The organism is Pseudomonas sp. stari2 (assembly GCF_040760005.1).
In the GTDB taxonomy this organism is placed as follows: domain Bacteria; phylum Pseudomonadota; class Gammaproteobacteria; order Pseudomonadales; family Pseudomonadaceae; genus Aquipseudomonas.
On sequence record NZ_CP099760.1, the window covers coordinates 3111395 to 3126293 of the forward strand.

Annotated in this window: 12 protein-coding genes and 1 riboswitch; of the genes, 4 read left to right on the plus strand and 8 right to left on the minus strand. The window is 60.3% G+C overall.

What is annotated here, in order from left to right; all coding sequences use genetic code 11:
• Window positions 1–17: 17 nt before the first annotated feature.
• Together NH234_RS14030 and NH234_RS14035 are read right to left on the minus strand one after the other, a co-directional pair.
• A complete protein-coding gene (locus NH234_RS14030) occupies window positions 18–512 on the minus strand; it encodes a DUF934 domain-containing protein (RefSeq protein WP_085730747.1) in 495 nt (164 codons plus the stop codon).
• The gene (locus NH234_RS14035; RefSeq protein WP_085730748.1) at window positions 496–2154 is read right to left on the minus strand and encodes a nitrite/sulfite reductase; all 1659 of its coding nucleotides are present in this window, start codon (window positions 2152–2154) and stop codon (window positions 496–498) included. Before NH234_RS14035 ends, NH234_RS14030 begins: the two co-directional genes overlap by 17 nt.
• Window positions 2155–2679: 525 nt before the next feature.
• Here NH234_RS14035 and NH234_RS14040 point away from each other — a divergent pair.
• A complete protein-coding gene (locus NH234_RS14040; protein WP_085730749.1) occupies window positions 2680–3753 on the plus strand; it encodes an ABC transporter substrate-binding protein in 1074 nt (357 codons plus the stop codon).
• A gap of 6 nt (window positions 3754–3759) precedes the next feature.
• On the opposite strand, the gene NH234_RS14045 is transcribed toward NH234_RS14040, so the two are convergent.
• Window positions 3760–3978, minus strand: coding sequence for a DUF2970 domain-containing protein (locus tag NH234_RS14045; protein ID WP_065257810.1), 219 nt, complete (start codon window positions 3976–3978; stop codon window positions 3760–3762).
• Between the two features lie 100 nt (window positions 3979–4078).
• Complete coding sequence (gene metH / locus NH234_RS14050; RefSeq protein WP_367257081.1) at window positions 4079–7789, minus strand: methionine synthase; 3711 nt, start codon at window positions 7787–7789, stop codon at window positions 4079–4081.
• A 158-nt stretch (window positions 7790–7947) separates the two neighbouring features.
• Between metH and NH234_RS14055 the strand changes: the two genes are divergently transcribed.
• The 3 genes from NH234_RS14055 (at window position 7948) to nfuA (ending at window position 11985) form a co-directional block, all read left to right on the plus strand.
• Window positions 7948–10242, plus strand: a complete 2295-nt coding sequence (locus tag NH234_RS14055) for a fatty acid cis/trans isomerase (protein ID WP_085730751.1) — start codon at window positions 7948–7950, stop codon at window positions 10240–10242.
• A 67-nt stretch (window positions 10243–10309) separates the two neighbouring features.
• On the plus strand, window positions 10310–11311 hold the full coding sequence (locus NH234_RS14060; protein ID WP_367257083.1) for an acyltransferase family protein: 1002 nt from the start codon (window positions 10310–10312) through the stop codon (window positions 11309–11311).
• Between the two features lie 89 nt (window positions 11312–11400).
• Complete coding sequence (gene nfuA, locus NH234_RS14065) at window positions 11401–11985, plus strand: Fe-S biogenesis protein NfuA (protein ID WP_007959519.1); 585 nt, start codon at window positions 11401–11403, stop codon at window positions 11983–11985.
• Window positions 11986–12032: 47 nt separating this feature from the next.
• On the opposite strand, the gene cobM is transcribed toward nfuA, so the two are convergent.
• From cobM to NH234_RS14085, 4 genes are all read right to left on the minus strand, one after another.
• Window positions 12033–12779, minus strand: a complete 747-nt coding sequence (gene cobM / locus NH234_RS14070) for a precorrin-4 C(11)-methyltransferase (protein WP_085730753.1) — start codon at window positions 12777–12779, stop codon at window positions 12033–12035.
• Between the two features lie 91 nt (window positions 12780–12870).
• Window positions 12871–13284, minus strand: coding sequence for a cobalamin biosynthesis protein (locus NH234_RS14075; RefSeq protein WP_085730754.1), 414 nt, complete (start codon window positions 13282–13284; stop codon window positions 12871–12873).
• Complete coding sequence (locus NH234_RS14080) at window positions 13281–13982, minus strand: CbtA family protein (protein WP_367257085.1); 702 nt, start codon at window positions 13980–13982, stop codon at window positions 13281–13283. Before NH234_RS14080 ends, NH234_RS14075 begins: the two co-directional genes overlap by 4 nt.
• Window positions 13983–13993: 11 nt before the next feature.
• Entirely contained in the window at window positions 13994–14191 is a 198-nt protein-coding gene (locus NH234_RS14085; RefSeq protein WP_016983301.1) for a CbtB domain-containing protein, read from the minus strand.
• Between the two features lie 121 nt (window positions 14192–14312).
• A riboswitch (cobalamin riboswitch) is annotated at window positions 14313–14536 on the minus strand.
• Between the last annotated feature and the right edge of the window lie 363 nt (window positions 14537–14899).

A 14899-nucleotide genomic window follows, 5' to 3' on the forward strand; every position in this document is an offset into this window, starting at 1 on the left:
GTCCGGGGGCATGATCGTCAGCGGCGACGGAACAGCGGCAGCGGTTCGTCGGTGGCGGCCTGATAGGTCACCGAGAAGTCCTTGAGGCTTTCCAGTGCATCGTAAGGGTCTTTGTCTGCGCGCAGGGCGAAGGCATCGAAGCCGCAGCGGCGCATGTAGAACAGCTGGTCGCGCAGCACGTCGCCAATCGCTCGCAACTCGCCTTTGAAACCATAGCGGTCACGCAGCAGGCGGGCGTTGGAGTAGTTGCGGCCATCAGTGAATGCCGGGAAGTTCAGGGCAATCACCTGGAACTGGTCCACGTCATCGCCGATTTCCTCGGCTTCTTCGTCAGCGTCCAGCCACACACCCAGACCGCCATCGCGGGCCTTGAGCATGCGGGCGTGCTCACGCCACAGCTGCAACGGGACGATCAGGTCGTCGCAGTTGCTGATTTCGTCGATGTTGAAATCTTTGGGCAGCAGGTGCCAGGTTTCGTCGACGACCTCGTTGTTTTTAATGATTCGCTGCATAGACGCGTTCCTTGAAGAGGTCGATGCCAATACGCTGATAAGTGTCGATGAAGCGTTCGTCTTCGGTCCGTTGTTCCACGTACACGTCGATCAGCTTCGAGATCACGTCCGGCATGTCTTCCTGAGCGAACGACGGGCCGAGGATCTTGCCCAGGCTGGCGTCACGACTGGCGCTGCCACCGAGCGAGACCTGGTAGAACTCTTCACCTTTCTTGTCCACGCCGAGAATGCCGATATGGCCGACGTGGTGGTGACCGCAGGCGTTCATGCAGCCCGAGATATTCAGGTCCAGTTCGCCGATGTCGAACAGATAGTCCAGGTCGTCGAAACGGCGCTGGATCGATTCGGCGATCGGGATCGACTTGGCGTTGGCCAGGGAGCAGAAGTCGCCACCGGGGCAGCAGATGATGTCGGTCAGCAAGCCGATGTTCGGCGTGGCGAAACCACCTTCACGCAGTTCGCCCCACAGAGTGAACAGCTGGCTCTGCTCGACGTCGGCCAGAATGATGTTCTGCTCGTGGGAGGTGCGCAGTTGACCGAAGCTGTAGCGGTCGGCCAGATCGGCGACGGCGTCGAGCTGTTTGTCGGTGATATCGCCCGGAGCAACACCGGTCGGCTTCAGGGACAGGGTCACGGCCACGTAGCCCGGTTTTTTGTGCGCCAGGGTGTTGCGGGCGCGCCAGCGGGCGAAACCCGGGTGTTCCTTGTCGAGGGCTGCCAGTTCGGCGTCTTGATTGCTCAGCGCCTTGTAGTCCGGATCGACGAAATGTTTGGCGACACGATGCACTTCAGCTTCGGTCAGGGTGGTCTGGCCGCCTCGCAGGTGTTCCATTTCGGCGTCGACTTTCTGGGCGAATACTTCCGGTGTCAGCGCCTTGACGAGGATCTTGATCCGCGCCTTGTATTTGTTGTCACGACGGCCGTAGCGGTTGTAAACCCGCAGAATCGCGTCGAGGTAGCTCAACAGGTCCTGCCACGGCAGGAATTCGTTGATGAACGCGCCGACCACCGGAGTACGGCCCAGACCGCCGCCGACCAGCACGCGGAAACCAAGCTCGCCCGCGGCGTTGTGGACGGGTTCAAGGCCGATGTCGTGAACTTCGATGGCCGCACGGTCAGACGTCGAGCCATTGACGGCAATCTTGAACTTACGCGGCAGGTACGCAAACTCCGGGTGGAAGGTCGTCCACTGACGGACGATTTCGCACCACGGACGTGGGTCGATCAACTCGTCGGCCGCGACACCGGCGAACTGGTCGGTGGTGACGTTGCGCAGGCAGTTGCCGCTGGTCTGGATCGCGTGCATCTGCACGGTGGCCAGTTCCGCGAGGATGTCCGGGATGTCTTCGACCGCCGGCCAGTTGAACTGCACGTTCTGGCGAGTACTGATGTGGGCGTAGCCCTTGTCGTAGTCGCGGGCAATCTTCGCCATCATGCGCATCTGACGCGAGGTCAGTTGGCCGTAAGGCACCGCCACCCGCAGCATCGGCGCGAAGCGCTGGATGTACAGGCCATTTTGCAGGCGCAGGGGGCGGAATTCTTCTTCGCTCAGCTCACCTGCCAGATAGCGTCGGGTCTGATCACGGAACTGCTTGACGCGGTCCTCGATGATCCGCTGATCGTACTCGTCGTATACGTACATATAAGTCCTGTTCTCAGGCTTTGGGCTACTCGGAAAACGCTGCGTTTTCGCTTGCTGGAGTCCGATGGTGCCTCGGCAATTACGCGCGCACGGCCGCGCACTCCCTAATGGAGCCGGGGCAATATACCCGTTTGCAGTTATGCGCAAAAGTGATGTTTGAGTATATGTAAAGAACCAAATTGACTAACGAGAATCAGTGTCAGCTAACCCACATTTGTCGTGCGGACAATCATCGTCTTAACTGTGGTCGAGTCTTTCTGCAATCACCGATAAAACCGACAAGAGGCGATGCAATGAGCAACCCAACCAAAGCAAGGAAAAGCGATAGCAGCGTCGATGCCTGGGCCATTCTGTTCCTGATCATTCTGGTCGTCGGGACAGCGGTATTCTGGGTCAGTCATCAATAAACGACTTGTCCGGGCCCCGTTTGCGACGACTGTCCGACAAAAAACGGGATCAAGCGCCAATGGCCACTGGTTCGATGGCTATAATGCGTGGCCATTTTTCCTTGGGCCCGGATGATTCATGTTGAAGATTTTGCAACTGATCCTGCTGCTGTTCGGCGCGGTTTTCGGATCATGCGTGCGTGCAGAGTCTGTCCTGTTCCTCAACCCGGGTTCGACGCAGGAAGCGTTCTGGGTCAGTTATTCGCAATTCATGCAGGCGGCGGCCCGGGATCTGGGCATCGATCTGCAAATTCTTTATGCCCAGCGCCAGCCGGAATTGACGCTGGCCCAGGCGCGATTGGCGTTGCAGGGGCCGAGCCGACCCGATTATCTGGTCTTCGTCAATGAGCAGTACGTCGCCCCTCAGATCATGCGTATGGCCTACAACAGCGGTGTGAAGCTGTTCATCGTCAATGCTGCGCTCACGCCTAACCAGCAAGCGCTGGTCGGTGAACGGGCTGACCGCATCGGCAGTCTGGTGCCCAATGACGAAGAGGGTGGTTATCTGATGATGAAGGAGCTGATTCGCCTTCATCCCGCGGTGGCGCCCGGCGACACCATTGAGTTGCTGGCGTTCTCCGGCCTGAAAATCACGCCGTCGTCGCAATTGCGAGAGAAAGGCATGCAACGGGCGCTGGCCGAACATCCTCAAGTGCGTCTGCGGCAACTGGTTTACGGCGGCTGGAAGCAGCAACGTGCCTACGAGCAGGCCAGGCAATTGCTGGTTCGGTATCCCGACGTATCGCTGGTGTGGGCGGCCAATGATGAAATGGCGTTCGGTGCGATGCGGGCCTTTACCGAGGCCGGCAAGGTGCCCGGCAAGGATGTGTTGTTCAGTGCGGTCAACACGTCGCCGGCCGCTTTGCAGGCGGTGGTGGACGGCCGTTTGAGCGCCTTGCTTGGCGGACACTTCACGCTGGGCGGCTGGGCTTTGGTGGAACTGCACGATTATGAGCAGGGCGTCGATCTGAATCAGTACGGAGGCCGCGACCGGCAGGTCCCTTTGCTGCAACTGATCGACAAAAAGCACGCGCAGCAAATGCTCGACATGGGGGCGTCACCGGACTACGGCGTGCACTTTCGCAAGCTCTCGGCGAAGGGCCGCCCGGCCTCGTACCGCTATCCGTTCAACCTGCAAACCCTGATGCACTGAGGCTGTTCAGGCGCCCGCCAGATGCACCACCAATTGCACGATGCCGAACAGTGTCAGGGCGAACACGGCCGTGAACGCAATGCCCAGGAAGATGAAGTGGCTGGGCTTTCCATGGGTGAAATCCCTTGCCCGGTTCTTGCCGCTCTGAACCCCGAATGCTGCCGCCATGACGCTGTGCAGCATTTGCCAGAAGGTCGGAGGCTTGTTGTCGACTGGATCGTCCATAAATCCCTCGTCTGCCGTGTGTGTCAGACAAGCATAGTCAACCCATGAAAAAAGACCGCAGCCTGCGGGGCAGGCTGCGGTCTTTTGTTCCGGCTCTGGGTTAGTTGTCGTAACCCAGGTTCGGCGCCAGCCAGCGCTCGGTCAGGCTCAGTTCCTGGCCTTTGCGTGAGGTGTAGCTCTGGACCTGATCCTTGTCGATCTTGCCCACGGCGAAGTACTGCGCCTGCGGATGGGCAAAGTACCAGCCGCTGACCGCTGCCGCCGGGAACATCGCGTAGTGCTCGGTGAGGAACACGCCGCTGCGGCCGGCGCGCATTTCCTGGGCTTCGGGATCGAGCAGGGCGAACAGGGTGGCCTTCTCGGTGTGATCCGGGCACGCCGGGTAGCCCGGGGCAGGGCGAATGCCGGAATACTGCTCTTTGATCAACGCTTCGTTGTCGAGGGCTTCATCCTTGGCGTAACCCCAGTGCTCTTTACGCACCTGCTGGTGCAGCCATTCGGCGCAGGCTTCGGCCAAGCGGTCAGCCAGGGCCTTGACCATGATCGAGTTGTAATCGTCGCCAGCGTCCTGATAAGCCTTGGCCACTTCTTCGGCGCCGATCCCGGCGGTGGTGATGAAACCACCGACGTAGTCGGTCACTTCGCTGTCCTTCGGCGCGACGAAGTCGGCCAGGGAGAAGTTCGGCTTGCCGTCGGTCTTGATGATCTGCTGACGCAGGTGATGCAGGCGGGCCAGTGGCTTGCCGTCATCGCCGTACAGTTCGATATCGTCGTCGTGCACCTGATTGGCCGGCCAGAAACCGAACACCGCACGGGCGCTGATCAGCTTCTCGTCGATCAGCTTGGTCAGCATCTCGCGGGCGTCCTTGTACAGCGAGGTTGCCGCTTCACCGACGACTTCGTCCTCGAGGATGCGCGGGAACTTGCCGGCCAGGTCCCAGGAGATGAAGAACGGCGTCCAGTCGATGTACTCGGCCAGGACGTTTAGGTCGATGTTGTCCAGCACACGGGTGCCGGTGAAGGTTGGTTTGACCGGTGTGTAGGACGCCCAGTCGAACTGCGGTTTTTTCGCGATCGAGGCGGCGTAGCTCAGCCGTTCGGTACGGGCGCTGCGATTGGAGGTGCGTTCACGCACGTCGATGTACTCTTCGCGGGTCTTCTCGACGAAACCAGCCTTGAGTTCCTTGGACAGCAACTGCGTCGCCACGCCCACGGCGCGGGAAGCGTCGGTGACGTAGACCACTGCGTCGTTGCTGTACTTTGGCTCGATCTTCACCGCCGTGTGTGCCTTGGAGGTGGTCGCGCCGCCGATCATCAGCGGCAAGTGGAAGTTCTGGCGCTGCATCTCGCGGGCCACGTGGACCATCTCATCCAGCGACGGAGTGATCAGGCCGGACAGGCCGATGATGTCGCATTTCTCTTCGCGGGCCACCTGCAGGATCTTCTCCGCCGGCACCATCACGCCGAGGTCGACGATGTCGTAGCCGTTGCAACCCAGCACCACGCCGACGATGTTCTTGCCGATGTCGTGCACGTCGCCTTTCACGGTGGCCATCAGGATCTTGCCCTTGGCTTCCGGCTTGTCGCCTTTTTCCAGCTCGATGAATGGAATCAGGTGGGCCACGGCCTGTTTCATCACGCGGGCGGACTTCACCACCTGCGGCAGGAACATTTTGCCGGCGCCGAACAGGTCGCCGACAATGTTCATGCCCGCCATCAACGGGCCCTCGATCACTTCGATCGGGCGAGCGAAGGACTGGCGGGATTCTTCGGTGTCTTCGACGATATGGGTAGTGATGCCCTTGACCAGTGCGTGCTCCAGACGCTTGTTGACGTCCCAGCTGCGCCATTCTTCGGTCTCGGCTTCCTTGACGCTGCCGTCGCCCTTGTACTTGTCGGCGATGGCGAGGAGGGCGTCGGTGCCTTCCGGCGTGCGGTTGAGGATCACGTCTTCAACGGCGTCGCGCAGTTCTTGCGGGATCTGGTCGTAGATCTCCAGCTGACCGGCGTTGACGATACCCATGGTCAGGCCGGCGCGGATCGCGTACAGCAGGAACACCGAGTGGATCGCCTCACGCACCGGGTTGTTGCCGCGGAACGAGAACGACACGTTGGACACGCCGCCGGAGCTCAGGGCATACGGCAGCTCGTCGCGGATGTAGGCGCAGGCGTTGATGAAGTCCACAGCGTAGTTGTTGTGTTCTTCGATACCGGTGGCCACGGCGAAGATGTTCGGGTCGAAGATGATGTCTTCAGGCGGGAAGCCGACTTCGTTGACCAGAATATCGTAGGAGCGTTTGCAGATCTCTTTCTTGCGCGCTTCGGTGTCGGCCTGGCCGGCTTCGTCGAACGCCATCACTACAACTGCCGCGCCGTAACGCTTGCACAGCTTGGCGTGATGGATGAACTGCTCGACGCCTTCTTTCATGCTGATCGAGTTGACGATGCCCTTGCCCTGAATGCATTTGAGGCCGGCTTCGATCACGTCCCATTTCGAGGAGTCGATCATGATCGGTACGCGGGAGATGTCCGGTTCACCGGCTATCAGATTGAGGAAGGTCACCATGGCCTTCTTCGAATCGAGCATCCCTTCGTCCATGTTGATGTCGATCACCTGGGCGCCGGCCTCGACCTGCTGCAGGGCGACTTCCAGGGCTTCGGTGTAGTTGTCTTCACGGATCAGGCGGGCGAATTTCGCGGAACCGGTGATGTTGGTCCGCTCGCCGACGTTGACGAACAACGAGCTGCGATCGATGGTGAACGGTTCCAGACCCGACAGGCGGCAGGCCTTTGGAATGTCCGGAATCTGCCGTGGCGCGTAACCGGCGACGGCTTTGGCGATGGCTTCGATGTGGCCCGGGGTGGTGCCGCAGCAACCGCCGACAATATTGAGAAAACCGCTCTGGGCGAATTCTTCGATGACCTTGGCGGTGTCCACCGGCAGTTCGTCGTACTCGCCGAATTCGTTTGGCAGGCCAGCGTTCGGGTGCGCCGAGACGTGGGTGCTGGCCTTGTCCGACAGCTCTTCCAGGTACGGACGCAGTTCACGGGCGCCGAGGGCGCAGTTCAGACCGACCGAAATCGGCTTGGCGTGAGCCACGGAGTTCCAGAACGCTTCGGTGGTCTGGCCCGAGAGGGTCCGGCCGGAAGCGTCGGTGATGGTGCCGGAGATCATGATCGGCAATTCGATGTGCAGCTCTTCGAACACGCCTTGCACGGCGAAGATCGCAGCCTTGGCGTTGAGGGTGTCGAAGATGGTTTCGATCAGGATCAGGTCAGCGCCGCCCTCGATCAGGCCTTTGGTGGCCTCGGTGTAGTTTTCCACCAGCTCATCGAAGGTGACGTTGCGGTAGCCCGGGTTGTTGACGTCCGGCGACAACGAGCAGGTGCGACTTGTAGGACCGAGCACGCCGGCGACGAAGCGCGGCTTGTCCGGGTTCTCGGCGGTCTTGGCGTCGGCGACCTTGCGCGCCAGTCGTGCGCCTTCTACGTTGAGTTCGTAGGCCAGCTCTTCCATGCCGTAGTCGGCCATGGAAATGCGGGTGGCGTTGAAGGTGTTGGTCTCCAGGATGTCGGCACCGGCATCCAGGTAGGCTTTCTCGATACCGCCGATCACGTCGGGACGGGTAATGACCAACAGGTCGTTGTTACCCTTGACGTCGGTCGGCCAGTCGGCGAAACGCTTGCCGCGATAATCCTGCTCTTCGAGCTTGTAGCTCTGGATCATCGTGCCCATACCGCCATCGAGTATCAGGATGCGCTCTTTGAGGGCTTGCTTGAGAGCTTGAAGGCGGACGCTGCGATCGGACATTGGGACTACTCGAAAAGACCATGACGAAGGAGCGGGATCATAACAAACCTGTGCGGATTTAGAGCATGTGGCGCTTTTGCATGAATATCGCTCATGTTGGCACGGGCGTCATAACGGTAGAATCGCGGCGTTTTTTATTCAGGATCAGGATCAGGGAAATGTCGTACCGCGTCGTCAGCATGGTGTTGCTGTTTTTGAGCTTTGGCGCGGCGGCGCAAAGTCCTGCGATCTCGCCTTCCATTTCTTACACTCGCGACATCCAGCCGATCTTCACCGAGAAGTGCGTGGCCTGCCACGCGTGCTACGACTCCGCCTGCCAATTGAACCTGGGCAGCGGTGAGGGCGCGGCCCGGGGCGCAAGCAAAATGCCGGTCTACGACGGCGAGCGCACTCAGGCGGCGCCGACCACGCGGCTGTTCTACGACGCTTTTGGCAAGCGTGCCTGGCAGCAGAAAGACTTCTATTCTGTGCTCGACGCCCAGGGCAGTCAGGCGGCGCTGATGGCGCGCATGCTGGAGCTGGGGCACAAAACGCCACTGACTCCCAATGCCAAACTGCCGGAAGACATCGTCCTCGGTCTGCAGCGGGAAAACATGTGCGCGATGCCTGTCGAATTTGACGGCTATGCCGGTGCTCACCCGAAAGAGGGCATGCCGCTGGCGGTGACCGGCCTGTCCGATCAGCAATATCAGACGTTGCAGCGCTGGCTGGCGTCCGGCGCGCCGATCGATGAGCAAGGCCTGGCGCCGAGCGCCAAGGAAGCGCTGCAGATCGTGCAGTGGGAAAACCTGCTCAACCAGCCAGGGGCGCGGGAAAGTCTGGTCGGGCGCTGGTTGTTCGAACACTGGTTTCTGGCGCACATCTACTTCAAGGACGGTGAGCCGGGGCATTTCTTCCAGTGGGTGCGTTCGCGCACGCCGACCGGCCAGCCGATCGATCTGATTGCTACCCGCCGTCCGAATGACGACCCGGGCACCCAGGTGTATTACCGCCTGTGGCCGGTGCAGGGCGTGATCGTGCACAAGACCCACATCACTTATCCGCTGAGTGCGGCGAAGATGGCGCGGGTCAAAAGCCTGTTCTACAACGGCAATTGGCAGGTGCATGCGTTGCCGGGTTACGGGCCGCAGAGCCGGGCCAATCCGTTCGCGACCTTCGAGGCGATTCCGGCGCAGGCGCGGTATCAGTTCATGCTCGATAACGCCGAATACTTCGTGCGTACATTTATTCGCGGCCCGGTGTGCCGTGGGCAGATCGCAACCGACGTGATCCGCGACAACTTCTGGGCGCTGTTCCAGGCGCCGGAACATGACCTGTACATCACCGACCCGAATTATCGCGGCCAGGCCACACCGTTGCTGGCGATGCCGGGGCAGAACGACGATGTCGGCAGCGTCCTGAGCCTGTGGCACGACTATCGCAACAAGCGCAACAAGTACGAAGCCCTGCGCCGGGACAGCTACGCCGAACTGCCGGCGCCGAGCTGGTCGACCCTGTGGGCGGGTAACGACAATGCGCTGCTGAGTATCTTCCGCCACTTCGACAGCGCCTCGGTGACCAAAGGCCTGATCGGTGAAGTGCCACAAACCATGTGGCTGTTCGACTATCCGCTTTTGGAACGCACTTACTACCAGTTGGCAGTCAACTTCGATGTGTTCGGCAACGTCTCCCATCAGGCGCAGACACGGCTGTACTTCGACTTGATCCGCAATGGCGCCGAACAGAACTTCCTGCGCCTGATGCCGGCCGATTCCCGCGAGGATTACCTCGACGATTGGTATCAGAGCAGCGGCCAGTTCAAGATGTGGCTGGATTACGAGTCCATCGACGACGACAAGCCAACCGCGCTGAAACTCGACGAAAAAGACCCGAAACACGATTTCGCCATGCAGTTGCTCGCTCGCTACGGCGACCTCAACGCGCGGCCCGATCCGATCAACCGCTGCGTGGATGCCTACTGCTCGCGGCCGAACATCGACCCGGCGCTGCAAAACGCCGAACAGGCCCTGAGCCGCCTGACGGCGCGTCCTGCAGCCGGTCTGAAGGTGATCGATCAATTGCCGGAAGCGACGATGCTGCGCATCGAAACCCGCAGCGGCAAGCGTGAGGTCTACAGCCTGCTGCGCAACCGCGCCCACAGCAACGTGGCGTTCCTGCTCGGTGAATCGCTGCGCTATCAGCCGGGGCTCGATACCCTGACCATTTATCCGGGCGTGCTCAGCAGTTATCCGAACTTCATGTTCAACATCCCGGCGGATCAGGTTCCGGCGTTTGTCGATGCCATGGAAAGCGCCAAGGATGCACCGCAGTTCGAGAAGATCGTCGAACGCTGGGGCATTCGTCGCAGCCATCCGCAGTTCTGGTTCTATTTCCATGACCTGAGCCAGTACATCCACGAAACCGACCCGGTGGAAGAGGGCGTGCTGGATATGAACCGGTACGAGAATCTTTGATCGTTTGATCGTTTGATCAATGGCCGCTGTCCCAATCCTGTGTAGGACGGGATCGGGAGCGCCATCGATGTTGATTTCAGTGCAGGCCCTGCGAGCGCTCGCCGCGTGGGCGGTGGTCTGCCATCACTTCATGCAGATTTTCTTCGACTTCAAGGCGCGCGGGCCGATAGGGCAGCTGTTCATCGACAAAGGCGCGGTGGGCGTCGATATCTTTTTCGTGATCAGCGGGCTGGTGATTTTTCTGTCCACCGAAGGGAAGGCGCTGCCACCGGCGCGGTTTCTGCTGTATCGACTGTTTCGCATTGTCCCGGCGTATTGGCTCTACACCGTGCTGATGGCATTACTGGTGGTGTTTACCCGACCGCTGCTGCCGGATCAGACGGTGGACTGGCGTCATTTGCTCCTGTCGTTGCTGTTTATCCCGACGGAAAACCCCGGCGGCTACGGGATCTATCCGACCCTGAATGTCGGCTGGACACTCAATTATGAAATGTTGTTCTACGTGCTGTTTGCATGGGCATTGCTGTTCCGGTTGAACGTCCGCTTGCTGGTGGTTGGTGCGTTGCTGTTCACCGTGTGCCAGGCCTGGACCGGGTTTGGCTGGGTCAGTGAGTTCTATCGTTCGGATATCGTCTATGAATTTCTGCTCGGCATCGGTATCGGCATGCTGTATCGCAGGGGCTGGATCGGACAGGGTTTGTGGATGGCGCTGACGGTGATCGGCGCGGCGTTACTGGCGATCTATTATCTGCCGCCATCGCCCCGGTTGCTGAACTGGGGGATTCCGAGTGCGGTGCTGGTCATGGCGTGTATGGCGCTGGAGCTGCATGTCGAACGCAACCGTGTGCTCAAGCTGCTGGGCGACTGTTCCTACTCGGTTTATCTGATGCATGTTCTGGTGTTATCTGCTGGCGGATTTCTGGCACATCGCTATGGGATCAATCCATATTTGATGTTCCTCCCGTGTGCCGTGGCGATTGGCGTGGGCTCCTGGTTGAGTTATCAATGGGTAGAAAAGCGCAGTTATCAATGGCTTAGAACGCGAATCGACGGCAAACCAGCGGATTAGGCGATTGCGAACTATTCCTACGTAAATACTGGGACTTTGTGCCGCGCGCCGATTGGCGTAAACTCCGCCCAAGCCTGCGAGGAGTTTCCATGACCGCTATTACCATTACCGACGCCGCCCATGATTACCTGGCCGATCTGCTGTCCAAGCAGAACACCCCGGGCATCGGCATCCGCGTTTTCATCACCCAGCCTGGCACCCAGTACGCCGAAACCTGCATTGCCTATTGCAAGCCGGGCGAAGAGAAACCTGAAGACACAGCGCTGGGGCTGAAAAGCTTCACTGCCTACATCGACTCGTTCAGCGAAGCGTTCCTCGACGATGCCGTCGTCGACTACGCCACCGACCGCATGGGCGGCCAGCTGACCATCAAGGCACCAAACGCCAAGGTTCCGATGGTCAACGCCGACAGCCCGATCAACGAGCGCATCAACTATTACCTGCAAACCGAAATCAACCCGGGGCTCGCCAGCCACGGCGGTCAGGTCAGCCTGATCGATGTGGTTGAAGACGGCATTGCCGTGCTGCAGTTCGGCGGCGGTTGCCAAGGCTGCGGCCAGGCGGACGTGACCCTGAAGGAAGGCATCGAACGCACCTTGCTCGAGCGCATTCCGGAGCTCAAGGGCGTTCGCGACGTGACCGACCACACGCAGAAAGAAAACGCCTACTACTAAGGCGTTCGCTGCGGCATAAAAAAACGGCGCCCCGTGAGCGCCGTTTTTTATGGTCGATACAAATGTGCATGCCCCGCGCGATACAGTGACGATTCACTGAAGTGATCGCTGCCCAACACCCGCCCGACCAGAATCAGTGCTGTACGCCGAAAGCCCTTGTCGGCAACCTTTTCGGCAATGTCCTCCAGCGTCCCGACGACCCAATCCTGATCCGGCCACGTCGCCCGGTGGATCACGGCGATCGGGCAGTCCGCGCCATAGTGCGGCAGCAACTCGGCGAGGATCTTCTCCAGATGATTGACCCCCAGATGAATCGCCATGGTCGCTGCGTGCTGCGCCAGGTTGCCCAGTTCTTCGCCGGCAGGCATCGCAGTCTTGTCCGCATAACGGGTCAGGATCACGCTTTGCGAGATGTCCGGCAGGGTGAGTTCGGCGCCCAGTAGCGCGGCGCAGGCGGCGGTTGCCGTTACACCGGGGATGATTTCGAACGGGATTTGCAGCTCGCGCAGATAACGAATCTGCTCGCCGATGGCACCATACAGGCCCGGATCGCCCGAATGTACTCGCGCCACATCCTGGCCCTTGGTGTGGGCGGTCTTGATCAGGTCGATGATCTGTTCCAGATGCAGTTCGGCGCTGTTGACTACGGTTTCAGCCGAATGACCTTCCAGCACCGCCGCCGGCACCAGTGAACCAGCGTAGATGATCACCGGGCAGCTGCGGATCAGCCGCTGGCCTTTGACGGTGATCAATTCCGGATCGCCGGGGCCGGCGCCGATGAAGTAAACGGTCATCGTTGGATCCTGTGAAAGTAGGGCAGGTCGAGGCTTCAAGAGCGCTTCAGATGAAGAACGCTCATGATCGAAAGCGGGGATTATCGGAAATTTACGCTGCGCCGGCCAATGCCAGTGTGGCCTGGGCGTATTTTTGCCGGGATATCAGCAGTTTTGCCGGGGCTTGAATCAGCTGTTCGGCGAGCGCCAATGCAGCGCTTTCCGCCACGCCGTAGCAACCGGTGCGTTCGAAGGCGATCTGTGAATGGTGACTCAGTCGTTGCTGATAACTGGCCAGTTCTTCGCTGCTGAAGTACAGCAACGGCAGCGCCAGTTGAGCCGCCAGTTCCTGCAGGCCGGGTTCGTCGCGTTTCAAGTCGATGCTGGCCAAAGCCTTGACCGCTTCGAGTTCGATGCGATGGGCCTGTAAGGCCTGGTCGAGCAAGGCGCGCAGCGTACTGGCCGGGCAGCCGCGCTGGCAGCCCAGGCCGACCACCAGGGTCGGCGCTGCGCTGTCATCGGTCATGCGTGGTATTGACCATCGCTTTTGCGGCGGAACAACCAGGCGCTGATCAGGCCGAGGGCCAGCCAGAACGCCACGTTGGTCAGCTGCGAAGCGATTTTGAACTGGGCTTCCAGTGCTACCGGAGCAAGCATCGAGTGCACTTCCGGTTGCGGAGCGCCGATCACGTGCGGCACAGCAAGGATCGCTACGCCGAGGATCTTCAGCAGCCAGTTGCCACCGAACGCGATCAACGCCAGGCCGACAGCGGTTGACGCGGCGGTGCCGATCCACCACATCTGGCGCGATGCCAGGTCGGCGGCGGCGGTGCCCGGCAGCTCGGGCGGCAGGCCCAGTGTCGGGGCGAGCACGAAAGTCGCATAACCGGCCAGCCCCCAGAGCAGGCCTTGCGAGGTCTTGGTCGGCGCACGCAGGGTGTACAGACCGGCCAGCATCAGGGCGAAACCCACGGCAACGACCAGATTGCCGCCGGTGGTGGAAACCACGCGCTGCCAGCCGTCTTTCGGCTCCCAGGCTTCGGCATCGTGGGTGTGGGTGGCGGTACCGGAGGCGTGTTCGTGGACTTCGGCCACCGGTTCGGCTTTCTCAAAGGTCTCGGCCTGAAGAATCAGCGGCGATACCCAGAAGCTTTGCAGCAACGTCAGAAGCAGGGCGGCCAGAAGGCCGGTGAAACCTGCGGTCTGCGCAATACGCTTGATCATGTCGTCAGGTCTCAGTGGCACGGGAACGCAGCGCTGTGGCGGGTATCGTGCGCGGCGTTGTGAACCGCTTCGATGTGCGAGAAACCGGCGAAGTAGACCAGGCTGGCACCCAGGATCGACGCGAAGATCGCAGCGGTCAGGCGTTGGCTCAGGGTGGTGGTGCTGGAGATTTTGTCCGTGTTGCTGCCGGTGCTGCTGATGATCGACATGGCGCTTCCCTCTGGTGTGTCAGCGGGTGAACGGTGCGCATGAAAACCCCTGCGAGTCGGGCACGCAGGGGTTCGAACAGCGCCCGCCCACCGCGGGTTTGTTATGTTCAGTGACGCAGGATGCGCACTGTGTGTTGCGGGCCGGTCTCCGGGCTCACGAGGGGTGGCTGTCTGCCGACCTGCACAAGCGTCACCTTCCCATGCCCGTGGGCACAGTGGATCTGACGCTTCGCTCGCTTACCGTTGCGGGGGCAGCACCGGACTGACATGGCTTTAGAGTAAAGCACATGATTCACCGGTTTCCCGTTTCACCCTGTGAAGGGCACCCGTAACAAGTTGTGTAGGAGAGCATGGGTTGGGGAATTTAGTCAATTTTGTGGGCATATCCGTTTTTGTGGGCATATCCGTTGCTGCGGTTATGGCCACTTAGGGTTCCGCCCTTACGGCGGGTCACCTTTTCCAAACGCCGAAAAGGTAACCCAAAAGGCTTCACCCTGACGTACGGCCCCTCGCTGAGGCTCGGGGTTCCTTCGCTCCGGGATCGATCCGGGGGCATCGCCTCCGGTTTGCTTCGCTGCACCTCCTCTCGATGTGTTTGGCTTCGCCAAACGGTCGCTGCGCTCCCACCCCGAATCAATCCCTCCACTCAGCCTGCCGATGGGCCTTGAGATCAAAAGCGGTACTTGAGCTAACGCTCATCGTGGTGAG

Coding starts and splice junctions, on each gene's coding strand:
- NH234_RS14030 (WP_085730747.1), bottom strand. CDS start 512: ATGCAGCGAATCATTAAAAACAACGAGGTCGTCGACGAAACCTGGCAC.
- NH234_RS14035 (WP_085730748.1), bottom strand. CDS start 2,154: ATGTACGTATACGACGAGTACGATCAGCGGATCATCGAGGACCGCGTC.
- NH234_RS14040 (WP_085730749.1), top strand. CDS start 2,680: ATGTTGAAGATTTTGCAACTGATCCTGCTGCTGTTCGGCGCGGTTTTC.
- NH234_RS14045 (WP_065257810.1), bottom strand. CDS start 3,978: ATGGACGATCCAGTCGACAACAAGCCTCCGACCTTCTGGCAAATGCTG.
- metH (WP_367257081.1), bottom strand. CDS start 7,789: ATGTCCGATCGCAGCGTCCGCCTTCAAGCTCTCAAGCAAGCCCTCAAA.
- NH234_RS14055 (WP_085730751.1), top strand. CDS start 7,948: ATGTCGTACCGCGTCGTCAGCATGGTGTTGCTGTTTTTGAGCTTTGGC.
- NH234_RS14060 (WP_367257083.1), top strand. CDS start 10,310: ATGTTGATTTCAGTGCAGGCCCTGCGAGCGCTCGCCGCGTGGGCGGTG.
- nfuA (WP_007959519.1), top strand. CDS start 11,401: ATGACCGCTATTACCATTACCGACGCCGCCCATGATTACCTGGCCGAT.
- cobM (WP_085730753.1), bottom strand. CDS start 12,779: ATGACCGTTTACTTCATCGGCGCCGGCCCCGGCGATCCGGAATTGATC.
- NH234_RS14075 (WP_085730754.1), bottom strand. CDS start 13,284: ATGACCGATGACAGCGCAGCGCCGACCCTGGTGGTCGGCCTGGGCTGC.
- NH234_RS14080 (WP_367257085.1), bottom strand. CDS start 13,982: ATGATCAAGCGTATTGCGCAGACCGCAGGTTTCACCGGCCTTCTGGCC.
- NH234_RS14085 (WP_016983301.1), bottom strand. CDS start 14,191: ATGTCGATCATCAGCAGCACCGGCAGCAACACGGACAAAATCTCCAGC.